The organism is Pseudocitrobacter vendiensis (assembly GCF_943590815.1).
Lineage (GTDB): Bacteria > Pseudomonadota > Gammaproteobacteria > Enterobacterales > Enterobacteriaceae > Pseudocitrobacter > Pseudocitrobacter vendiensis.
This window is the reverse complement of record NZ_CALSBS010000005.1, coordinates 70,169-92,420: the sequence shown is the minus strand read 5'-3', so window position 1 is coordinate 92,420 and position 22,252 is coordinate 70,169. Positions and strand designations below refer to the sequence as shown.

Genomic DNA, 22,252 nt, shown 5'->3' with positions numbered 1-22,252 from the left:
CAATGCTGCTGAGTGTTATTACCGTCGCGTTTCGTAACCATGACGGCATCGTCAAAACCTGGCGTTCACTGGCGCATCTGGCGAACGATCCGAGCATTCAGTTTGAGTGGATTGTGGTGGACGGCGGGTCGGCAGACGGCACGGCGGAGTTTCTCGAAAAACGCAACGGGCAGTACAACTTACGTTATGTCAGCGAGCCGGATAACGGTCTGTACGATGCGATGAACAAAGGCATCGCGATGGCCAAAGGCAAGTTTGCCCTGTTCCTGAATTCCGGCGATGTGTTTCATCAGGACGTCTCACAATTTGTGCGTCAGCTGCGTAATAAAAAAGATGATGCAATGTATCTGGGTGATGCGATGCTCGATTTTGGTGATGGCACGCAGTTAACCCGTCGGGCGAAAAGCGGCTGGTATATTTATCACAGCCTGCCCGCCAGTCATCAGGCTATCTTCTTCCCCTGCGTGGGGTTGAAACAAAATCCGTATGATATGCAATATCGTGTTTCATCTGATTATGCACTGGCCGCCAAAATGTATAAAGCAGGCTATGCCTTTAAACGAATTAAAGGCCTGGTGTCAGAATTTTCCATGGGCGGCGTATCAACTACCAATAATTTACAGTTGTGTCAGGATGCAAAAAATGTACAGCGTGAAATATTACGTATGCCAAAGCTTCTGACAGAATTGTCTTATTTGTTACGCCTGCGTACTACCGGCAAAACAAAAGCCTTATATAACAAATCCTGAATATAAGGAAAAACTATGCAAGATTTATCGGGATTCTCTGTTCCGACGGGTTTTCGCGGAGCGGGCGGCATTAAAGTGCAATTATGGTGGGCGGTACAATCCACTTTATTTGCCTGGTCACCGCAAATACTCTACCGCTGGCGCGCATTTTTGTTACGTCTGTTTGGCGCGAAAATAGGAAAAAACGTAGTGATTCGCCCGTCGGTGAAAATTACCTATCCGTGGAAATTAACCCTCGGTGATTATGCCTGGGTCGGCGACGACGCCGTGTTATATACGCTGGGCGATATTACCATCGGCGCAAATTCGGTGGTTTCACAGAAGTGTTATTTATGTACCGGAAGTCATGACTTTCAGAGTCAACATTTTGATATTACCGCCACACCGATTGTGATTGGCGAGAAATGCTGGCTGGCGACGGATGTGTTTGTCGCTCCCGGCATTGAAATTGGCGACGGCACCGTCGTTGGTGCGCGAAGCAGCGTTTTTAAATCGCTTCCGGCAAACGTGATTTGCCGTGGCAACCCCGCAGTGGTGATACGCGAACGCGTTGAAACTGATTAATTTCTGATAAGTACAGAGGATAAAAACATGTCAAAAGTCGCTCTCATCACCGGCGTAACCGGTCAGGATGGTTCTTACCTGGCAGAGCTTCTGCTGGAAAAAGGCTACGAAGTGCATGGCATTAAGCGCCGCGCTTCCTCTTTTAACACGGAACGCGTTGACCATATCTACCAGGATCCGCACACCAGCAACCCGAAATTCCATCTGCATTACGGCGACCTGACCGACAGCTCCAACCTGACCCGTATCCTGCAAGAAGTGCAGCCGGACGAAGTGTACAACCTGGGCGCGATGAGTCACGTAGCCGTTTCGTTTGAATCTCCGGAATACACCGCCGATGTGGATGCCATGGGCACCCTGCGTCTGCTGGAAGCCATTCGCTTCCTCGGTCTGGAAAAGAAAACCCGTTTCTATCAGGCGTCCACCTCTGAGTTGTATGGCCTGGTACAGGAAATTCCACAGAAAGAGACCACGCCGTTCTATCCGCGCTCCCCGTATGCGGTCGCGAAACTGTACGCCTACTGGATCACCGTCAACTACCGGGAATCCTACGGCATGTATGCCTGCAACGGCATTCTGTTCAACCATGAATCCCCGCGTCGTGGCGAAACCTTCGTCACCCGCAAAATTACCCGCGCGATTGCCAACATCGCTCAGGGCCTGGAGTCCTGCCTGTACCTCGGCAACATGGATTCCCTGCGTGACTGGGGCCACGCGAAAGACTACGTGAAAATGCAGTGGATGATGCTGCAACAGGACAAGCCGGAAGATTTCGTGATTGCCACCGGTGTGCAGTACTCCGTGCGTCAGTTCGTCGAAATGGCCGCCGCGCAACTGGGTATTAAGCTGCGTTTTGAGGGCACCGGTGTGGAAGAGAAGGGCATTGTGGTTTCCGTAACCGGCCATGATGCGCCAGGCGTGAAACCAGGCGATATCATCATTGCCGTTGATCCGCGCTATTTCCGTCCTGCAGAGGTGGAAACCCTGCTGGGTGACCCGACCAAAGCGCACGAAACTCTTGGCTGGAAACCAGAAACCACTCTTCAGGAAATGGTTTCTGAAATGGTGGCCAAAGACCTTGAAGCGGCGAAGAAACACTCTCTGCTCAAATCCCACGGCTACGATGTGGCGATCGCGCTGGAGTCCTGAGTATGACCAGACAACGTATTTTTGTGGCGGGCCACCGGGGAATGGTCGGTTCTGCCATTGTCCGCCAGCTTGAGCAACGAGAAAACGTGGATCTGATTCTGCGTACTCGCGATGAGCTCAACCTGCTTGATAGTCGTGCGGTGAATGAATTCTTTGCCACCGAGCAGATTGACCAGGTTTATCTGGCGGCAGCAAAAGTGGGCGGTATTGTGGCGAACAATACCTTTCCCGCCGATTTCATCTACGAAAACATGATGATTGAAAGCAACATCATTCACGCCGCACATGTGCATAACGTGAATAAGCTGCTGTTCCTCGGCTCATCCTGCATTTATCCGAAACTGGCGAAGCAGCCAATGGCTGAAAGCGAGCTGTTGCAGGGCACGCTGGAAGCGACCAATGAGCCGTATGCCATTGCCAAAATTGCCGGCATCAAGCTGTGTGAATCCTATAACCGCCAGCACGGCCGCGACTATCGTTCAGTGATGCCGACTAACCTATACGGGCCGAACGATAACTTCCACCCAAGCAATTCGCACGTCATTCCCGCGTTGCTGCGTCGCTTTCATGATGCCGCCCAGCAGAATGCGCCTGACGTGGTGGTGTGGGGCAGCGGCACGCCGATGCGTGAGTTCCTCCACGTGGACGACATGGCGGCGGCCAGCATCCACGTGATGGAGCTGGACCGCGACGTGTGGCAGGAAAATACCCAGCCGATGCTCTCGCACATCAACGTCGGCACCGGTATCGACTGCACTATTCGTGAACTGGCGCAGACGCTGGCGAAAGTGGTGGGCTTCAAGGGGCGCGTGGTTTTTGATGCGTCGAAACCGGATGGCACGCCGCGCAAGCTGCTCGACGTTTCCCGCCTGCATCAGCTGGGCTGGTATCACGAAATCACTCTGGAAGCAGGACTTGCCAGTACTTACCAGTGGTTTCTGCAAAACCAGCAGCGTTTTCGGGGGTAACCGATGTTTCTGAGCACGCAGGATTTTGCCACCGTAGTGCGTTCGACGCCGCTTATCTCCATCGATTTGATTGTGGAGAACGCACGGGGCGAATATCTGCTTGGCAAACGCACCAACCGCCCGGCGCAGGGGTTCTGGTTTGTTCCTGGCGGTCGTGTGCAGAAAGATGAAACGCTTGCTGACGCTTTCGTCCGCTTAACGCAGGCGGAGCTGGGTCTGAGCCTGCCGATATCGGCAGGCCAGTTCTACGGCGTCTGGCAGCATTTCTATGACGATAACTTCTCCGGCGCGGATTTCTCTACCCATTACATCGTGCTGGGTTTCCGCCTGCGCGTGGAAGCAAGCGACCTGACGCTCCCGGATGAGCAACATAACGACTACCGCTGGCTGACGCCGTCGGCGCTGCTGGCAACGGACAATGTGCATGCCAACAGTCGTGCCTACTTCCTTGATGAGAAGCGGGCTGAGGTGCCAGGGCTATACACAAAATCATTCGAGTTGCATCAAGGCGGCAAGCGAGTGAATCCCCAGGAGCGTACATAAGTACGTGACTGGGGTGAATGAGCGCAGACAACGCAGAGGCAACTTGAAGGATGAAGCGTATGAAAATACTGGTCTACGGCATTAACTATTCTCCGGAGCTGACCGGGATCGGCAAATACACTGGCGAAATGGTCGAGTGGATGGCAAGTCAGGGGCACGACGTCCGGGTGATCACCGCGCCGCCGTACTACCCGCAGTGGCAGGTGGGCGAGCACTACTCCGCCTGGCGCTATCGCCGGGAAGAGGGCGCCGCGACGGTCTGGCGCTGCCCGCTGTATGTCCCTAAGCAGCCCTCCACGCTGAAGCGCCTGATTCATCTGGCCAGCTTTGCCGTCAGCAGCTTTTTCCCGCTGCTGGCCCAGCGCCGCTGGAAGCCGGATCGCATCATTGGTGTGGTGCCCACGCTGTTTTGCACACCGGGGATGCGCCTGCTGGCCAAACTCTCCGGCGCACGCACTTTACTGCATATTCAGGATTATGAAGTCGACGCGATGCTTGGCCTGGGGATGGCGGGCAAGGGTAAACCGGGCAAAGTGGCGAAGCTCGCCAGTGCCTTTGAGCGCAGCGGCCTGCATAACGTGGATAACGTCTCGACCATCTCGCGCTCAATGATGAATAAAGCCTGCGAGAAGGGCGTGCCGGAAGAGAAGGTGATTTTCTTCCCGAACTGGTCGGAAGTGGAACGCTTCCGCGAGGTAAACAGTACACACGTGGCGGTGTTGCGTGAGCAGCTTGGCTTGCCAGCCGACCGCAAACTGATTCTTTATTCCGGCAATATCGGCGAGAAGCAGGGGCTGGAAAGCGTGATTGAAGCTGCTGCCTTGCTGCGTGACAAACCGTGGCTGTTTGTGATTGTCGGCCAGGGCGGCGGCAAAGCGCGGCTGGAAAAACTGGCGCTGGAACGAGGTCTGGATAATGTCCGCTTCTTCCCGCTGCAATCTTACGACGCACTGCCTGCACTGCTCTCGATGGCCGACTGCCATCTGGTGATTCAAAAACGCGGCGCGGCGGATGCGGTACTGCCATCCAAACTGACCAATATTCTGGCGGTGGGCGGTAATGCGGTGATCACCGCTGAAGCTGAAACCGAGCTGGGGCAGTTGTGCCTGACTGAGCCGGGGATCGCCGTTTGCGTCGAGCCGGAATCGGTTTCGGCGTTAATGGATGGTATTGAACAGGCACTATTGATGCCGAAACGCAATGCGCAGGCGCTGGCCTACGCGGAACGCACGCTCGAAAAAGAGAACGTGCTGAGCCAATTTATAGCTGATATTCGGGGTTAAACAATGAGTCAATCAACACTTTTTCCGGTAGTGATGGCCGGTGGCTCCGGCAGCCGTTTGTGGCCGCTGTCCCGAGTGCTTTATCCCAAACAGTTCCTGTGTCTGAAAGGCGAGCTGACCATGTTGCAGGCGACGATTAACCGCCTGCACGGCGTGGAGTGTGAAAGTCCGGTAGTTATCTGCAATGAGCAGCACCGCTTTATCGTGGCTGAGCAATTGCGCCAGATGAATAAACTGACCGAGAACATTATTCTCGAACCTGCTGGTCGCAATACCGCACCTGCCATTGCCCTTGCCGCGCTGGCGGCAGTGCGTCGGGATACCGGCTGCGATCCGTTGATGCTGGTGCTGGCAGCCGACCACGTGATTCAGAATGAAGACGCGTTCCGGGAAGCGGTGCGCAATGCGACGCCGTATGCAGAGAGCGGAAAGCTGGTCACGTTTGGTATCGTGCCCGATCTGCCGGAAACCGGTTACGGTTACATTCGCCGCGGTGATATCAGCCCTGGTGAAAAAGATGCGGTGGCCTTCGATGTTGCCCAGTTTGTCGAAAAGCCGGATCTTGATACCGCCCAGGCGTATGTCTCCAGCGGCGAATATTACTGGAACAGCGGCATGTTCCTGTTCCGCGCCGGGCGCTTCCTTGAAGAGCTGAAAAAATACCGCCCGGATATTCTCGAGGCGTGCGAAAAGGCGATGAACGTCACTGACCCGGATCTCGATTTTATCCGTGTTGATGAAGCGGCGTTTCTGGCCTGTCCGGAAGAGTCTGTCGATTACGCGGTGATGGAACAGACCGCCGATGCGGTCGTGGTGCCGATGGATGCGGGCTGGAGCGACGTGGGTTCCTGGTCCTCACTGTGGGAAATCAGCAACCACACGCCGGAAGGCAACGTGCATCACGGCGACGTGATCAGCCACAAAACCGAAAACAGCTATGTATACGCCGAATCCGGCCTGGTGACGACCGTAGGTGTAAAGGATTTGGTGGTGGTGCAAACCAAAGACGCGGTTCTGATCGCCGATCGCAGCGCGGTGCAGGATGTCAAAAAAGTCGTCGAGCAGATTAAAGCCGATGGTCGTCATGAGCATCATATTCATCGCGAAGTGTATCGCCCGTGGGGAAAATATGACTCGATTGACTCCGGCGATCGCTATCAGGTGAAGCGGATCACCGTGAAACCGGGCGAGGGGCTTTCACTGCAAATGCATCACCACCGGGCAGAACACTGGATTGTGGTGGCGGGCACCGCCAAAGTCACCATCAACGATGAGATCAAGCTGCTGGGTGAAAATGAATCCATCTATATTCCGCTCGGCGCGACACACAGCCTTGAGAATCCCGGCAAGATCCCGCTCGATTTAATTGAAGTCCGCTCCGGTTCCTATCTGGAAGAGGATGATGTGGTGCGCTTCGCGGACCGCTACGGGCGCGTGTAGTGCGATTTGATGGCCGGATAAGCGCAGCGACATCCGGCAACTCACGATACTGAAAATAATGACCGTCACTGGTCAGGGCCAACTGTTGCCTGAAGAAAGGTAAAAACATGAAAACGTTAACCTGTTTTAAAGCCTATGACATTCGCGGCAAATTAGGCGAAGAGCTAAATGAAGATATTGCGTGGCGTATTGGCCGCGCCTACGGCGAGTTTCTGCAACCCAAAACTATTGTGCTGGGCGGCGATGTGCGTCTGACCAGCGAAGCGCTGAAACTGGCGCTGGCGCGCGGTCTGCGCGATGCCGGCGTCGATGTGCTCGATATCGGCCTTTCCGGCACTGAAGAGATCTACTTTGCGACCTTCCATCTTGGCATTGACGGCGGTATCGAAGTCACCGCCAGCCATAATCCGATGGATTACAACGGCATGAAGCTGGTGCGCGAAGGCGCGCGCCCAATCAGCGGTGATACCGGGCTGCGCGATGTGCAGCGACTGGCGGAAGCCAACGACTTCCCGCCGGTGAATGATAGTCAGCGCGGCAGCTATCAGAAAATTGACCTGCGCGATGCTTACATTGATCACCTGTTGCAGTACATCAACGTTAAAAACCTGACGCCGCTCAAGCTGGTGGTGAACGCTGGCAACGGCGCGGCAGGCCCGGTTATTGATGCCCTGGAAGCGCGCTTTAAAGCACTGAACGTCCCGGTGACGCTGATTAAAGTGCACAACACCCCGGATGGCAATTTCCCCAACGGTATTCCTAACCCGCTGTTACCTGAATGCCGCGATGACACCCGCAACGCGGTAATTGAACACGGCGCGGATATGGGTATCGCCTTTGACGGCGATTTCGACCGTTGCTTCCTGTTCGATGAGACCGGGCAGTTTATCGAGGGTTACTACATTGTCGGTCTGCTGGCGGAAGCGTTCCTTGAGAAAAATCCGGGCGCAAAAATTATCCACGACCCGCGTCTCTCCTGGAACACGGTAGATGTGGTAACGGCGGCAGGCGGCACGCCGGTGATGTCGAAAACCGGGCACGCCTTTATCAAAGAACGCATGCGTAAAGACGACGCCATCTACGGCGGCGAAATGAGCGCTCATCACTACTTCCGTGATTTTGCCTACTGCGACAGCGGGATGATCCCGTGGCTGCTGGTAAGCGAACTGCTGTGCCTGAAAGCAAAAACGCTGGGCGAACTGGTGCGTGAACGCATGGCGGCGTTCCCGGCGAGTGGGGAGATCAACAGCAAACTGGCGGAACCTGCCACGGCGATTGCCCGCGTTGAACAGCATTTTGCTGACGAGGCGCTGGAAATTGACCGCACCGACGGCATCAGCCTGGCGTTTGCCGACTGGCGCTTCAACCTGCGTTCGTCGAACACCGAACCGGTGGTGCGTTTGAACGTGGAATCGCGCGGCGACACTACGCTGATGCACGCGCGAACGCAGGATATTCTGGCGCTGCTTAAGCAGTAAGGGCCCCCTCACCCCGGCCCTCTCCCTGAGGGAGAGGGTGAAAACCCGCGCAGATGTTTACGTATGGGCACGATCTGTCCCCTCTCCCTCAGGGAGAGGGTTAGGGTGAGGGTGACGGCATATGAAAAAGGAACAACGATGACGACTCTAAAAAAGCGCGAGCGAGCCAAAACGAATGCATCGTTAATCTCAATGGTGCAGCGTTTTTCGGATATCACCATTATGCTCGGCGGGCTGTGGGTAGTGTGCAAAGCCGCGGCGCTGCCGTTTTTATATCTCCATCTGCTGATGGCGCTGGTGACGTTGGTGGTGTTCCAGATGATCGGTGGGATCACCGATTTCTATCGTTCGTGGCGCGGCGTGCGCATTACCACCGAACTGCTGCTGTTGTTGCAGAACTGGACCCTGAGCCTGGTGTTCAGCGCCGGGCTGCTGGCGTTTGATGATGATTTCAGCACCAACATCAGCGTCTGGCTAAGCTGGTACTTACTGACCACCTGCGGCATGTTGGCCAGCCGGGCGTTTATTCGCTATGGCGCGGGCGTGCTGCGTAATCACGGCTATAACAAACGCTACGTCGCGGTGGCGGGCGATCTCGCGCAGGGGCAGGCGCTGCTGGAGAGCTTCCGTAATCAGCCGTGGCTGGGTTATGAAGTGGTGGGGACCTATCATGACGCCAAACCTGGCGGCGTCAGCGCCGATTGGGCGGGCAATATTCAACAACTGCTGGATGACGCGCGCGCGGGCAAAATTCACAACGTCTATATCGCGATGTCGATGCAGGAAGAGGGCCTGATCAAAAAACTGATGCGCGAACTGGCGGACACCACCTGCTCGGTGCTGATCATCCCCGATGTCTTTACCTTCAACATTCTTCACTCACGAATTGAAGAGGTGAACGGCGTACCGGTCGTGCCGCTGTACGACACGCCGCTGTCTGGCGTGAACCGCATTATCAAACGGCTGGAAGATATTGTGCTCGCCAGCATGATTCTGCTGCTGATCTCGCCTGCACTGTGCTGCATCGCCCTGGCGGTGAAACTCACCTCCGCCGGGCCGGTCATTTTCCGTCAGACCCGTTACGGTATGGACGGAAAGCCTATCAAAGTGTGGAAATTCCGCTCCATGAAAGTGATGGAAAACGACGCGGTGGTCACTCAGGCGACACAGAACGACCCGCGCGTCACGCCCGTTGGCAACTTCCTGCGCCGCACCTCGCTCGATGAACTGCCGCAGTTTATCAATGTGTTGACCGGCGGCATGTCGATTGTCGGCCCGCGTCCTCATGCGGTGGCGCATAACGAACAGTATCGTCAGTTGATTGAAGGTTACATGCTGCGCCACAAAGTGAAGCCTGGCATTACCGGTTGGGCGCAAATCAATGGCTGGCGCGGTGAAACGGACACGCTGGAAAAAATGGAAAAACGTGTCGAGTTCGACCTGGAATACATTCGCGAGTGGAGCCTGTGGTTCGATATCAAAATTGTTTTCCTGACGGTGTTTAAAGGCTTCGTCAGTAAAACGGCGTATTGAGGAACGGGTATGAGCCTGAGAGAAAAAACCATCAGCGGCGCGAAGTGGTCGGCAATGGCAACGGTCATCATCATCGGCCTGGGGCTGGTGCAGATGACGGTGCTGGCGCGCATCATCGATAACCACCAGTTCGGTCTGTTGACCGTTTCGCTGGTGATTATCGCCCTGGCGGATACGCTGTCTGATTTCGGTATCGCGAACTCGATCATTCAGCGCAAAGAGATAAGCCAACTCGAACTGACCACTCTGTACTGGCTGAACGTCGGGCTGGGCGTGGTGGTGTGCGTGGCAATGTTTGCCCTGAGCGGGGCGATTGCCAGCGTGCTGCATAACGCGGATTTACAGCCGCTGATTCAGACCTTATCGCTGGCATTTATTGTGATCCCCCATGGGCAACAGTTCCGCGCGCTGATGCAAAAAGAGCTGGAATTTAACAAGATTGGCCTGATCGAAACCAGTTCGGTTCTGGCAGGCTTTACGTTTACCGTGGTGTCGGCGCATTTCTGGCCGCTGGCGATGACCGCAATTCTGGGATATCTGGTGAACAGCGCGGTGCGCACGCTGCTGTTTGGCTATTTTGGCCGCAAAATCTATCGCCCCGGGCTGCATTTTTCGCTGGCGAGCGTGTCGTCTAACCTGCGTTTCGGGGCCTGGCTGACGGCGGATAGTGTCATCAACTACGTGAATACTAACCTCTCGACGCTGGTGCTGGCGCGTATTCTGGGGGCGAGCGTCGCGGGTGGCTACAACCTGGCCTATAACGTGGCGGTGGTACCGCCCATGAAGCTGAACCCGATTATCACCCGCGTGCTGTTCCCGGCGTTTGCCAAAATCCAGGACGACACGGCCAAACTGCGCGTGAACTTCTACAAGCTGCTTTCCGTGGTCGGCATTATCAACTTCCCGGCGCTGCTCGGGCTGATGGTGGTGAGCAACAACGTTGTGCCGCTGGTTTTTGGTGAGAAATGGGTGAGCATCATTCCGGTGCTGCAACTGTTGTGTGTGGTCGGGCTGCTACGTTCGGTCGGTAATCCGATTGGTTCGCTGCTGATGGCGAAAGCGCGCGTCGATATCAGTTTTAAATTCAATGTTTTTAAAACCTGCTTGTTTATCCCGGGGATTATCGTCGGCGGCCAGTTGGGCGGCGCGATTGGCGTCACCCTGGGCTTCCTGCTGGTGCAAATTATCAACACCATTCTGAGCTATTTCGTGCTGATTAAACCCATTCTGGGCTCCAGCTACCGTGAATACATTCTCAGCCTGTGGCTGCCGTTTTATCTCTCTTTGCCCACGCTCGTGGTGAGCTATGGCCTGGGGTGGGTACTGAATGGTCAACTGTCACTGGCGCTACTGCTGGCGGTGCAAATCGCCGCGGGTGTACTGGCCTTTGGGGCGATGATCGTGCTCTCCCGTCACCCGTTGGTGGTGGAGATGAAGCGTCAGCTGTGCCGTAACGAGAAGATGAAAACACTGCTTCGCGCAGGCTAATTTTTTGAGGTCATTATGAAATTATTGATTCTTGGCAATCACACCTGCGGCAACCGTGGCGATAGCGCCATTCTGCGCGGGCTTTTAGATGCCATCAACACGCTGTCGCCTGAGGCTGAAGTGGATGTGATGAGCCGCTATCCGGTGAGTTCTTCCTGGTTATTAAATCGCCCGGTGATGGGCGACCCGCTCTATTTGCAGATGAAGGCACACAATAATGCGCCGGGCATGGTCGGGCGGGTTAAGAAAGTGCTGCGCCGTCGCTATCAGCACCAGGTGCTGCTCTCACGCGTCACCGACAGTGGAAAACTGCGTAATATCGCCATTGCCCAAGGCTTTACCGATTTTGTGCGCCTGCTGTCAGGCTATGATGCGATTATTCAGGTCGGTGGATCGTTCTTTGTCGATCTGTATGGTGTGACGCAGTTTGAGCACGCGCTGTGCACCTTTATGGCAAAAAAACCGATTTATATGGTCGGCCATAGTGTTGGCCCATTCCAGTCCCCCGCGTTTAACCAGATGGCAAACTATGTGTTCGGTCACTGCGATGCGCTGTTCCTGCGTGAATCCGTGAGTCTTGACCTGATGAAACGCAGCGACATTGACGCCTCGAAAGTGGAGAAGGGCGTCGATACCGCCTGGCTGGTGGATCACCACGATGAGACGTTTGACGCGAGCTACGCCGTCCAACACTGGCTGAACGTGGCACAGCAGCAGAAAACCGTCGCGATTACGCTGCGCGAACTGGCGCCGTTTGATAAGCGCCTCGGCACCACGCAGGAAGCCTACGAAAAAGCGTTTGCGGGCGTAGTCAATCGTATTATCGCCAGCGGCTGGCAGGTGATGGCGCTCTCTACCTGTACGGGTATCGACAGCTACAACAAAGACGATCGTATGGTGGCGCTGAACCTGCGCAAACACATCCAGGACCCGTCGCGCTATCACGTGGTGATGGACGAACTCAACGACCTGGAAATGGGCAAACTGCTGGGCGCCTGTGACCTGACGGTGGGTACGCGCCTGCATTCAGCGATTATCTCCATGAACTTCGGCACACCGGCAATTGCCATCAACTATGAACACAAATCGGCGGGCATTATGCAGCAACTGGGCATGCCCGAGATGGCGGTGGATATTCGCCATCTGCTGAACGGCGACCTGGAAGCGATGGCGGCAGACACATTAGGCCAACTCTCCACACTGGTGCTACGCCTGAATGATGCCGTGGCGCGTGAACGTGCTGCGGGACTGGCGATGGTCGAGTCGGTATTAACGCGTATCGGGGAGGGGAAATGAAGGTCGGTTTCTTCTTACTGAAATTCCCGCTGTCGTCTGAAACGTTTGTGCTCAACCAGATTGTGGCCTTTATTGAGATGGGCCATGAGGTCGAAATTATTGCCCTGCAAAAGGGCGATATGACCAACACCCACGCCGCATACACCCAATATAACCTCGCAGCGAAAACCCGCTGGTTACAGGATGAACCGGTAAGTACAGGCGCCAAGTTTCGCCATCGTGCAGTAAGCACGTTGCGTGGTTTGCATCGCCCGGCAACGTGGCAGGCGCTAAACATGAAGCGTTACGGTCATGAAGCGCGCAACCTGATCCTCTCGGCCATTTGCGGCAATAACGCCCAACCGTTTAGTGCCGATGTGTTTATTGCCCACTTCGGCCCGGCGGGCGTCACCGCGGCGAAACTGCGTGAACTGGGCGTGATCCGCGGCAAAATCGCCACCGTTTTTCACGGGATTGATATCTCCAGCCGCGATGTACTCAGTCACTATACGCCCGAATATCAGCAACTGTTTCGGCGGGGCGACCTGATGCTACCGATCAGTGATTTGTGGGCGAAGCGGCTACAGGGCATGGGTTGCCCGAGCACCAAAATCGCTGTCTCGCGGATGGGCGTCAACATGGAGCGCTTCGCCTTGCGTCCCACTAAAGCACCGGGTGACACGCTACAGATTATCTCAGTCGCCCGCCTGACGGAGAAAAAAGGTCTGCATGTGGCGATTGAAGCCTGCCGCCAGTTGAAAGAGCGCGGTGTCGCCTTTCATTACCGGATCCTCGGTATTGGCCCGTGGGAACGCCGCCTGCGGACGCTTATCGAACAGTATCAACTGGAAGGGTACGTCGAGATGCCGGGTTTTAAGCCCAGCCACGAGGTAAAAGCGATGCTCGATGAGGCGGATGTCTTTCTGCTGCCGTCAATCACCGGTGCGGATGGCGATATGGAGGGGATTCCCGTGGCGCTGATGGAAGCGATGGCGGTGGGCATTCCGGTGCTCTCGACCGAGCACAGTGGTATTCCGGAACTGATAGACGCCAACGCCTCCGGTTGGCTGGTGGCGGAGAATGACGCCCCGGCACTGGCGGGCAAACTCAGCGAACTGCGCCATCTTGATGAACAGACGCTGCGCCCGGTGCTGCAACGCGCGCGAAAAAAAGTCGAAACCGATTTCAATCAGCAGGTGATTAACCGCCAGCTTGCGAGCCTGCTGCAAACCCTTTGCTATTGAGGTTGCATGGATAAAAAATACTCCCGACGTCACTTCCTGTCGGTAAGCGCTTCGCTCGCCGCTGTTCCTCTGCTACATAGCCCAGCCGCTCGGGCGCTGGGGCGTAATGATGCAGTCGATATCCGCAACTATCTGGTCGGTAATGACTGGATCCGCGCATTTCGTCAGGCATTTAACGACGCCGATATTATCGACGTCCCCAGGGGCGTGATTTGCGACAATATCAACACCGGCATCATCATGCCACCGGGTAAAACGCTGCAGGTTAACGGCAGCCTTAAAGGCAATGGTCGCGGGCGTTTTGCACTGCAGGATGGGTGTAAAGTGGTGGGGGAGGGGAGTCTCAATAATATCACCCTCGATGTACGTGGTTCTGACTGTACCATCGAAGGGCTGGCGATGAGCGGCTTTGGCCCAGTGACGCAAATCTACATCGGCGGCAAGCAACAAAGAACGATGCGCAATCTCGCCATCACGCGGGTAAATGTCAGCCAGGCTAACTACGGTATTTTACGCCAGGGATTTCATAATCAACTCGACGGCGTAAAAATTACCCACTGTAAATTTAGCCATCTTCAGGGCGATGCCATTGAATGGAACGTCGCGATTAACGACAAGAATATCCTCATCTCCGATCATGTGATTGACCATATTGATTGCACCAATGGCAAGACCAACTGGGGCATCGGCATTGGGCTTGCAGGCAGTACCTACGACAACGACTACCCGGAGCATCAGGCGGTGAAAAACTTTGTCGTCGCCAATATCACTGGCAGCCATTGCCGACAGCTGGTTCACGTCGAAAATGGTAAACACTTTATTATCCGTAATATTAAGGCACGAAATATCACCCCCGAATACAGTAAGAAAGCCGGAATTGATAACGCAACGGTAGCAATATATGGGTGTGATAATTTCGTTATCGATGGCGTGGATATGGTGAATAGCGCGGGTATGCTAATTGGCTACGGCGTTATCAAAGGGAAATATCTGTCGATACCGCAGAATTTCAGGGTAAATAATGTGCGGATGGATAATCGCCAATTACCGCAAAAGCTGCGGGGAATACAGATTTCATCGGGTAACGCGCCATCTTTTGTGGCGCTGACCAATCTTGATCTGAACCACGCATCGCTGGAGATCCACAACAAGCCGCAACACATCTTTATGCGTAATATCAAGGTGATGCAACCTGCAACGCGCGGGCCCGCACTACAGCTTCACTTCGACTTACGTAAGGATGTACGCGGGAAGTTCATGGCCAAACAGGAGACGCTGCTCTCAATGTCAAATATTCATGCGGTCAATGAAAATGGCCAGCGGTCTGTGGATATTGACCGTATCGATCAGCATGTTGTCAATGTTGATGCGCTGAATTTCACCCTGCCTGAACGCTGAATTTTTAGCCGAACCCACCACTTCAGACGCATTCTCGGATTGTATCCAGAGATTTAGCGGTATTTACCCGATACTATGAGAAAACATAGTGGATCAAACATGTTTAATAGCTATAATTCATCAACCGTATATAGGTGGACACGATAATGGTTAATTTGAAAGCAGTCATTCCGGTAGCCGGGCTGGGCATGCATATGCTCCCTGCCACCAAGGCCATTCCTAAAGAGATGCTACCGATCGTTGACAAGCCGATGATCCAATACATCGTCGACGAAGTTGTTGCTGCAGGGATCAAAGAAATCGTCCTGGTCACCCACGCCTCTAAAAATGCCGTGGAAAACCACTTCGACACCTCCTACGAACTGGAAGCGCTGCTGGAGCAACGCGTTAAGCGTCAGCTGCTGGCGGAAGTTCAGTCCATTTGCCCACCGGGCGTAACCATCATGAACGTGCGTCAGGCACAACCGCTGGGTCTGGGCCACTCCATTCTTTGCGCGCGTCCGATCGTTGGCGATAACCCGTTTGTGGTTGTTCTGCCCGATATCATTCTTGATGGCGCATCCGCCGACCCACTGCGTTATAACCTTGCTGCTATGGTGGCGCGTTTCAACGAAACGGGCCGTAGCCAGGTGCTGGCGAAACGTATGCCGGGCGATCTCTCTGAGTATTCTGTTATTCAGACTAAAGAACCGCTGACCGTAGAAGGTAAGGTGAGCCGTATCGTCGAGTTCATCGAAAAACCGGACCAGCCGCAAACGCTGGATTCCGACCTGATGGCAGTAGGGCGCTATGTGCTTTCCGCTGACATCTGGGCAGAACTGGAAAAAACCGCGCCGGGAGCCTGGGGTCGTATTCAGCTGACGGATGCAATTGCCGAGCTGGCGAATAAACAGTCCGTTGACGCGATGCTGATGAGCGGCGACAGCTACGACTGTGGTAAGAAAATGGGTTATATGCAGGCGTTTGTTCAGTATGGGCTGCGCAATCTGAAGGAAGGCGCTAAATTCCGTAAAGGGATTGAGAAACTTCTTTCAGAATAAGTCATTACGCAATAACACGGATTGTTGGTGATGCAACAGAACGGCAGATGATTGTGGTTGAGAAACATCTCATTTCACAACAGCTGCCGTTTTTGCTTTTAAAAACAACAACTAAAATTAGTGATTGCGCGGTGATTTTTGACAAAAATTGCCGGATTTTTCCTTGTCTTACACAGGGATTGCGCCCAAAATAGTGGGCTGAATTGGTGGGTGAGATTCATCGCAAACGCGAAGGTTTGCAATGGGTGGCCTGCGACATACTGAATTTTGTGCAGTGCACTGGTAGCTGTTGAGCCAGGGGCGGTAGCGTGTAATACCTATAATACATGTTAATAGGTTTATGTTGAAGGTTTGAAATTTTATGAGACCGCTATTTTATTTTTACTCTATTCTTGTTTTGATTATCTCTGCAACTATATACTCTATTGGAAGCGAAGTAAATATTTCGATTTACTTCGCTATCATATCATTTATTTTATTAGTATATTTTTTATATAAAATCGATGGTTATTTCTCTTTAAGCGTGTTACTCCCTATAACATTCGGGGTTTTTATATTTGGTCGTCATATTTCATATATTCTTTCTGGGCATGAAATTGATGTTTATAGAGTAGGGTTTTTAAGCTCCGATATTTTAAGTAGCAATGATTATAATTACTGGACTTTCATTTCTACTAGCTCTATTTTTGTTTTTTCAATGTTATCTGTTTTTGTCAAAAATATTTTTGGTATAGATTATAGAATTTATAAGTCGATAAATAATGGTTATGCGAAGAAAAGTCCAATTGTAAGCTTGCTATTATTCTTAATTAGTGTATTAACTGCATTTGTTTTTGTGGAGATTTTTGAGTTTACAATTAGGTATGGGTATGTTGGTATTTATTTGTACAATATGCAGATGGCTGAAAATCCGACCTTGATTGGAAAGTTATACTTCTATTCAGGCTCATTGCTATATCTGCTAGTGGGTTACTCTTTGGTGTTTAGCCGTAACAAAAATGAGCTTAAGATAATTCTTTCATTGATATTAATAAAATCAATTTTTCTTGCTGTAATTGGACAGCGAGGACCTTTCCTATGTTCAATATTGTTTATGGTTTTGTTATATACACAAGTTAGGAAGAATAACTTGATAAAGATTGGAGCCCTGTTTTTCTCTTTAGCTTTGTTAGCTCAGGTGTTAAATTTATTTAGAGGCACAGGGCAAGAGATAAATGGTATATTTGATGCTTTTTCTCGATTCTTTTATGAACAAGGGATTAGCTTTTATATACCCTATTTGTCTTCTCAATATAGCTTCCCCACAATTGCGTCGATACAGACATTGCTACCGGGAACAAAATTCATTTATGAAACATTTAGTGGCGATGAACTGACGCTATTAGACTATAACTTCACGAACGCACTGACGTATTACGTGAACTATAAAGCATACCTTGAAGGCGCCGGATTAGGTTGGAGTGTCCTTAGTGATTTCCAAAAAATAATAGGCGGGGATTTCGGTATCATAATAGGAATGGCTGCATTAGGATTATTTACAGGATATTGTGAGTCCCAAAGGTCAGGACGGAATGCAAAATTTTTGATTTATTCCATTGCTATCCCATTTCTATTTCTTCCCAGGGCTAGTATAGCTAGTATTACACCAATTATATTATTGTGTTTTATTGTAATGATTTTTCGTGAGGTTTCAAAAATTAAGACATATGGTTGGAATATAAATGAACGGTAAGTTGAAAAAGAATGTATTATACTTGACTGCTCTTCAGTTTTTTAATTATGCTGCGCCATTAATACTTGTTCCTTATCTTATCTTTCTTTTGGGTACCGAAAAATATGGATTGATTGCTGTTATTTTAGGCATAACACAATTTTGCTATGTTATTACTGAGTTTGGATTTGCACAGTCATCAACTGCAAAGATTGCAGAAAATGTTAATGATAAAGAAAATGTGGCATTAATTAACGGTGCAGTGATAATAATTAAAATTATATTATCTCTAATCTGCGCTATAATGTCAGCGTTGTTTATCTTATATCAAGGATATGGCGGTGGCATTCTTTTGCTTGGAGTAATGTTAATTATCTTATCTCAAGCCTTACAACCCATATGGTTTTTTAATGGTATTGAGGACATGGGGAAAATAACGGCATTTACTCTTTTATCTAAAAGTTTATATTTTATTTTATCTGTAATAGGTTTGCTTTTCTTAAAAGATATTAATATCGTAATTTATAGCATGGCAATAAGCACTACCGTAGGGACTGCATTAAGCTATATTCTTCTGTATAGAACGGGGTATAATATATTATTGCCTGGAATTACTATATTAGTTGAAGAATTTAGATTCGCGAGACAGTTTTTTTGGGCTCGAGGAGCTGTTTCATTATATACCTCACTATGTACAATTATCGTAGGTGCTGCAGGAGGGATTCAGTCAGCGGCCCTTTTTTCAGTATGTGAACAAATATACAAAGCAGGTAAGGCACTAACAGCACCTTTGTGTCAAGCATTATATCCTTATTTAATTCGTACAAAAGATTGGAAAGTTTTTTTTAAATTTTTTACTATTACAAGCTTAGTAATGTTTTTGGGTTGTATATTTGTAATGCTAATATCCAAATTCATATTAAATACTATATTCCATGTAGACGCGAGAGAATCTGTTACAACACTAAAAATATTATCTATCACCGTATTTATAAGCTTTTTAGGGGTATATTTTGGGCATCTTGCATTAGTACCACTAAATAAAATTAAGGTGGCCAATAATTCGGTATTAGTAGGTGCGTTTTTCTTTGTCATTGTTAATTTAGTATTATATCAATTTAACCTTATCAGTCCCATAAGTATGGCTGGAGTTATATTTTTAACTGAGTTAATAATTACATTAATAAGAGTTATCGCATTTTATATAGCATATCAAGCGGAGAAGAATAAGTGTCAAATGTAGATTTTGTAATCCCATGGGTGGACGGTAAAGATCCCATATGGCAATCTGAATTATTCAAAATCTGCCCTGAGAGAAAAAATAAATTTGATGCTGAACGATACCGTGATTGGGATTTATTGAAGTTTTGGTTCCGGGGTGTGGAAAAAAATGCCAGTTGGGTCCGGAAAATACATTTTGTAACATTCGGCCATATTCCTTCTTGGTTAGATACTTCTAATGACAAAATTAATATAGTTAAACACGAAGACTTTATTCCTAAAAGGCACTTACCATTGTTTAGTGCGAGCCCAATTGAAATTCATATTAATAAAATACATGGTCTCTCAAATAAATTTGTTTATTTTAATGATGATATGTTTATAACAGATTCTATAGCAGAATCAGATTTCTTTAGACATAATCTACCTTGTGATACGGGCGTGTTTAATGCCATTACACCTGGCGGAATATCTCACATGATGCTAAATGATTTAGAAGTAATTAAAAAATATTTTTCCAAGCGAGTTGTAATTAAAAAAAATCCATTTAAGTGGTTTAATGTTAAATATGGCAATAAGGTCTTAAGGAATATTGCACTATTACCATGGCCTGGCTTTACGGGGTTTTATGAACATCATCTACCTCAAGCATATTTAAAAACTATATTTGATGAGGTATGGGGTAAGGAAAAGGATATTTTGACTCAAACTGCAGAGTTAAAATTTAGATGTGACGCACAGCTTAATATATATCTTTTCCGGTATTGGCAACTTTGTACAGGAACATTCTACCCAATAAATTATAATAATAATGGGTGTTATTTCTCATTAAGTGATGAAAGTGTTGAGAATATTTGTTTTTCAATTCGAAATAAAAAACATAAGATTATTACCATTAATGATAACGAAGGTTTGAATTTTGAATATTGTCAGCAGAAATTGATTTCTGCATTTGAAGAAATCTTACCAACTAAATCATCTTTTGAACGATAATATAATGCTACTAATAAATGCTAGTAACTTGTATGTGGGAGGAGGGGTGCAAGTTGCTATCTCTCTGCTCGAGGAGTTTTCAAAGCTAGATAGAGACTATGTTTCTGTGGTTTCACCTGTTGTATTTGAACAGCTATCAATAAAAGCTAAAGAAAAATGTATATTAATTAATACAACCCCATCGAAAATCTTAAATTTTAAAGGACGTAGAGAGTTAGATAAAATAGTTCTTGATTTCAATATTCGTACTGTACTTACAATATTCGGCCCTAGCTACTGGTCACCCAAAAATGTTGTTCACATTGTTGGATTTGCTTTACCTTGGCTAATTTATGCAAATAAAAATATGTTTAGTATCTTATCCTTTAAGGAGAAACTAAAAACATTACTTCTTAGTCGATTACAACCATATTTTTACAAAAAAAATGCAGATTTTATAGTTACAGAAACAAAGGATGCATCAGATAAAGTTAAAAAATTACTATCATTCAAAGATTGTGATGTTTTTACCATATCTAATACCTTAAATGCGATATTTAAAGATACTATATGCTATGATTATTCGATAGAGTCGAAGCTTCCTAACAAGAATGATGGTGATTATTGGTTGTTATCGATTTCACATGATTACCCTCATAAAAATATGCGGATAATATATGACTTGCTTGAATTGTTACCTGATAATTACAAATTTATAACTACTTTACCCTGTTCCTTTACTGATGGACTATCGGATGCTCACAAAGAAAGAATAATAACACTAGGCAGAGTTAATAGTAATCAATGTCCGGTACTTTATCAAAAATGCGATGCAATGTTTCTCCCAACCTTATTAGAGTGTTTCAGCGCTTCTTATTTAGAAGCTATGTTTATGAAAAAAATTATTATCACATCAAATCGTGATTTTTCTCGGTCGGTCTGCGAAAAACATGCCTTTTATTTTGACCCTTTAGATCCGAAAGATATAAGTGATAGTATTTTAGATGTTTCCAGAATGAGTACATCAAAAATTGAAAATGTCTTATTATCAGCTTATATTCATGGTGAGACATTTCCTACTGCAAAAGAAAGAGCTAAAGCATATTTAAGTTTGATTGATAAAGTTAAAAAAAACTAATATAGATAAGAATGAGGTTTTTATGTTTAAAAATAAAGTGTTATTAATTACAGGCGGTACTGGATCATTTGGAAACGCTGTACTTAATCGTTTTTTAGACACGGATATTAAGGAAATAAGGATTTTTTCTCGAGATGAAAAAAAACAGGATGATATGCGGAAGAAATATAATAACGCTAAGTTAAAATTTTATATTGGTGATGTACGCGATTATTTCAGCGTACTTAATGCTTCTCGAGGCGTCGATTTCATTTATCATGCCGCTGCATTGAAGCAAGTACCTTCTTGCGAATTTCATCCGATGGAAGCGGTTAAAACGAACGTGTTAGGTACCGAGAATGTTCTTGAGGCTGCAATTTCTAATGGAGTAAAGCGAGTTGTTTGTTTGAGTACCGATAAAGCTGTTTATCCTATCAATGCTATGGGTATTTCCAAGGCAATGATGGAAAAAGTAATGGTTGCTAAATCGCGCAATGTGGATGGTTCAAAAACAGTTATTTGTGGTACACGTTATGGCAACGTAATGGCGTCTCGTGGTTCAGTTATTCCATTATTTGTTGATCTTATTAAAGCTGGTAAGCCCATGACGGTAACTGATCCTAATATGACTCGTTTCATGATGACTCTTGAAGATGCTGTCGATTTGGTTCTATATGCATTCGAACATGGTAATAACGGCGATATTTTTGTTCAAAAGGCACCTGCTGCGACCATCGAAACGCTCGCTATCGCTCTTAAGGAATTGCTTAATGTAAGCGAGCATCCAGTGAACGTAATTGGTACGCGCCATGGTGAGAAACTTTATGAAGCTTTGCTCAGTCGTGAAGAAATGATTGCTGCGGTTGACATGGGGGACTACTACCGTGTACCGCCAGATCTTCGTGACCTTAACTATGGAAAATATGTTGAGCATGGTGATCGTCGAATTTCTGAGGTTGAGGACTATAATTCCCACAATACTGTACGATTAGATGTCGAAGGGATGAAAACCTTACTTCTTAAATTACCTTTCATGCGTGCGCTGTGTGAAGGTAAAGAGTATGAGCTGGATTCATGAT

General features: G+C 48.9%; 19 protein-coding genes. All 19 read left to right on the top strand.

Features of this window, described 5'->3' with window-relative positions:
* The first annotated feature begins 2 nt into the window (after positions 1-2).
* The 19 genes from wcaE to fnlA all read left to right on the top strand — a co-directional run bounded on the left by wcaE (position 3) and on the right by fnlA (position 22,251).
* Positions 3-749, top strand: a complete 747-nt coding sequence (gene wcaE / locus NMC31_RS07790; protein WP_108473745.1) for a colanic acid biosynthesis glycosyltransferase WcaE — start codon at positions 3-5, stop codon at positions 747-749.
* A gap of 15 nt (positions 750-764) precedes the next feature.
* Positions 765-1,313 (top strand): colanic acid biosynthesis acetyltransferase WcaF, encoded by a 549-nt coding sequence (gene wcaF, locus NMC31_RS07785; protein ID WP_149462377.1) that lies wholly within the window; start codon positions 765-767, stop codon positions 1,311-1,313.
* A 27-nt stretch (positions 1,314-1,340) separates the two neighbouring features.
* Positions 1,341-2,462, top strand: a complete 1,122-nt coding sequence (gene gmd, locus NMC31_RS07780) for a GDP-mannose 4,6-dehydratase (protein ID WP_253897516.1) — start codon at positions 1,341-1,343, stop codon at positions 2,460-2,462.
* 2 nt (positions 2,463-2,464) lie between these two features.
* On the top strand, positions 2,465-3,430 hold the full coding sequence (fcl, locus tag NMC31_RS07775; RefSeq protein WP_253897515.1) for a GDP-L-fucose synthase: 966 nt from the start codon (positions 2,465-2,467) through the stop codon (positions 3,428-3,430).
* Positions 3,431-3,433: 3 nt separating this feature from the next.
* A complete protein-coding gene (locus NMC31_RS07770) occupies positions 3,434-3,973 on the top strand; it encodes a GDP-mannose mannosyl hydrolase (RefSeq protein ID WP_253897514.1) in 540 nt (179 codons plus the stop codon).
* 59 nt (positions 3,974-4,032) lie between these two features.
* The gene (gene wcaI / locus NMC31_RS07765) at positions 4,033-5,256 is read left to right on the top strand and encodes a colanic acid biosynthesis fucosyltransferase WcaI (RefSeq protein WP_253897513.1); all 1,224 of its coding nucleotides are present in this window, start codon (positions 4,033-4,035) and stop codon (positions 5,254-5,256) included.
* Between the two features lie 3 nt (positions 5,257-5,259).
* Positions 5,260-6,696, top strand: a complete 1,437-nt coding sequence (gene cpsB / locus NMC31_RS07760; protein ID WP_149462373.1) for a mannose-1-phosphate guanyltransferase — start codon at positions 5,260-5,262, stop codon at positions 6,694-6,696.
* A 107-nt stretch (positions 6,697-6,803) separates the two neighbouring features.
* Entirely contained in the window at positions 6,804-8,174 is a 1,371-nt protein-coding gene (cpsG, locus tag NMC31_RS07755) for a colanic acid biosynthesis phosphomannomutase CpsG (RefSeq protein WP_253897512.1), read from the top strand.
* Positions 8,175-8,312: 138 nt separating this feature from the next.
* Positions 8,313-9,707: an undecaprenyl-phosphate glucose phosphotransferase gene (wcaJ, locus tag NMC31_RS07750; protein ID WP_253897511.1), complete on the top strand. Its 1,395-nt coding sequence runs from the start codon at positions 8,313-8,315 to the stop codon at positions 9,705-9,707.
* Between the two features lie 9 nt (positions 9,708-9,716).
* A complete protein-coding gene (gene wzxC, locus NMC31_RS07745) occupies positions 9,717-11,195 on the top strand; it encodes a colanic acid undecaprenyl disphosphate flippase WzxC (RefSeq protein WP_253897510.1) in 1,479 nt (492 codons plus the stop codon).
* A gap of 15 nt (positions 11,196-11,210) precedes the next feature.
* Positions 11,211-12,491: a colanic acid biosynthesis pyruvyl transferase WcaK gene (gene wcaK / locus NMC31_RS07740; RefSeq protein ID WP_253897509.1), complete on the top strand. Its 1,281-nt coding sequence runs from the start codon at positions 11,211-11,213 to the stop codon at positions 12,489-12,491.
* A complete protein-coding gene (gene wcaL, locus NMC31_RS07735) occupies positions 12,488-13,714 on the top strand; it encodes a colanic acid biosynthesis glycosyltransferase WcaL (protein ID WP_253897508.1) in 1,227 nt (408 codons plus the stop codon). Before wcaK ends, wcaL begins: the two co-directional genes overlap by 4 nt.
* A gap of 6 nt (positions 13,715-13,720) precedes the next feature.
* A complete protein-coding gene (gene wcaM / locus NMC31_RS07730) occupies positions 13,721-15,112 on the top strand; it encodes a colanic acid biosynthesis protein WcaM (RefSeq protein ID WP_253897507.1) in 1,392 nt (463 codons plus the stop codon).
* Between the two features lie 146 nt (positions 15,113-15,258).
* On the top strand, positions 15,259-16,152 hold the full coding sequence (gene galF / locus NMC31_RS07725) for a GalU regulator GalF (RefSeq protein ID WP_253897506.1): 894 nt from the start codon (positions 15,259-15,261) through the stop codon (positions 16,150-16,152).
* 361 nt (positions 16,153-16,513) lie between these two features.
* Positions 16,514-17,884: an O-antigen polysaccharide polymerase Wzy gene (gene wzy / locus NMC31_RS07720; RefSeq protein ID WP_253897505.1), complete on the top strand. Its 1,371-nt coding sequence runs from the start codon at positions 16,514-16,516 to the stop codon at positions 17,882-17,884.
* Complete coding sequence (locus NMC31_RS07715; protein ID WP_253897504.1) at positions 17,874-19,106, top strand: oligosaccharide flippase family protein; 1,233 nt, start codon at positions 17,874-17,876, stop codon at positions 19,104-19,106. Before wzy ends, NMC31_RS07715 begins: the two co-directional genes overlap by 11 nt.
* Entirely contained in the window at positions 19,094-20,077 is a 984-nt protein-coding gene (locus tag NMC31_RS07710) for a stealth family protein (RefSeq protein ID WP_253897503.1), read from the top strand. Before NMC31_RS07715 ends, NMC31_RS07710 begins: the two co-directional genes overlap by 13 nt.
* 4 nt (positions 20,078-20,081) lie before the next feature.
* Positions 20,082-21,194, top strand: a complete 1,113-nt coding sequence (locus NMC31_RS07705; protein ID WP_253897502.1) for a glycosyltransferase — start codon at positions 20,082-20,084, stop codon at positions 21,192-21,194.
* 22 nt (positions 21,195-21,216) lie between these two features.
* Positions 21,217-22,251 carry a UDP-N-acetylglucosamine 4,6-dehydratase/5-epimerase gene (gene fnlA, locus NMC31_RS07700; protein ID WP_253897501.1) on the top strand — a complete coding sequence of 345 codons (1,035 nt, stop codon included), beginning with the start codon at positions 21,217-21,219 and terminating at the stop codon, positions 22,249-22,251.
* The last annotated feature ends 1 nt before the right edge of the window (position 22,252 follow it).

Coding starts and splice junctions, on each gene's coding strand:
- wcaE (WP_108473745.1), top strand. CDS start 3: ATGCTGCTGAGTGTTATTACCGTCGCGTTTCGTAACCATGACGGCATC.
- wcaF (WP_149462377.1), top strand. CDS start 765: ATGCAAGATTTATCGGGATTCTCTGTTCCGACGGGTTTTCGCGGAGCG.
- gmd (WP_253897516.1), top strand. CDS start 1,341: ATGTCAAAAGTCGCTCTCATCACCGGCGTAACCGGTCAGGATGGTTCT.
- fcl (WP_253897515.1), top strand. CDS start 2,465: ATGACCAGACAACGTATTTTTGTGGCGGGCCACCGGGGAATGGTCGGT.
- NMC31_RS07770 (WP_253897514.1), top strand. CDS start 3,434: ATGTTTCTGAGCACGCAGGATTTTGCCACCGTAGTGCGTTCGACGCCG.
- wcaI (WP_253897513.1), top strand. CDS start 4,033: ATGAAAATACTGGTCTACGGCATTAACTATTCTCCGGAGCTGACCGGG.
- cpsB (WP_149462373.1), top strand. CDS start 5,260: ATGAGTCAATCAACACTTTTTCCGGTAGTGATGGCCGGTGGCTCCGGC.
- cpsG (WP_253897512.1), top strand. CDS start 6,804: ATGAAAACGTTAACCTGTTTTAAAGCCTATGACATTCGCGGCAAATTA.
- wcaJ (WP_253897511.1), top strand. CDS start 8,313: ATGACGACTCTAAAAAAGCGCGAGCGAGCCAAAACGAATGCATCGTTA.
- wzxC (WP_253897510.1), top strand. CDS start 9,717: ATGAGCCTGAGAGAAAAAACCATCAGCGGCGCGAAGTGGTCGGCAATG.
- wcaK (WP_253897509.1), top strand. CDS start 11,211: ATGAAATTATTGATTCTTGGCAATCACACCTGCGGCAACCGTGGCGAT.
- wcaL (WP_253897508.1), top strand. CDS start 12,488: ATGAAGGTCGGTTTCTTCTTACTGAAATTCCCGCTGTCGTCTGAAACG.
- wcaM (WP_253897507.1), top strand. CDS start 13,721: ATGGATAAAAAATACTCCCGACGTCACTTCCTGTCGGTAAGCGCTTCG.
- galF (WP_253897506.1), top strand. CDS start 15,259: ATGGTTAATTTGAAAGCAGTCATTCCGGTAGCCGGGCTGGGCATGCAT.
- wzy (WP_253897505.1), top strand. CDS start 16,514: ATGAGACCGCTATTTTATTTTTACTCTATTCTTGTTTTGATTATCTCT.
- NMC31_RS07715 (WP_253897504.1), top strand. CDS start 17,874: ATGAACGGTAAGTTGAAAAAGAATGTATTATACTTGACTGCTCTTCAG.
- NMC31_RS07705 (WP_253897502.1), top strand. CDS start 20,082: ATGCTACTAATAAATGCTAGTAACTTGTATGTGGGAGGAGGGGTGCAA.
- fnlA (WP_253897501.1), top strand. CDS start 21,217: ATGTTTAAAAATAAAGTGTTATTAATTACAGGCGGTACTGGATCATTT.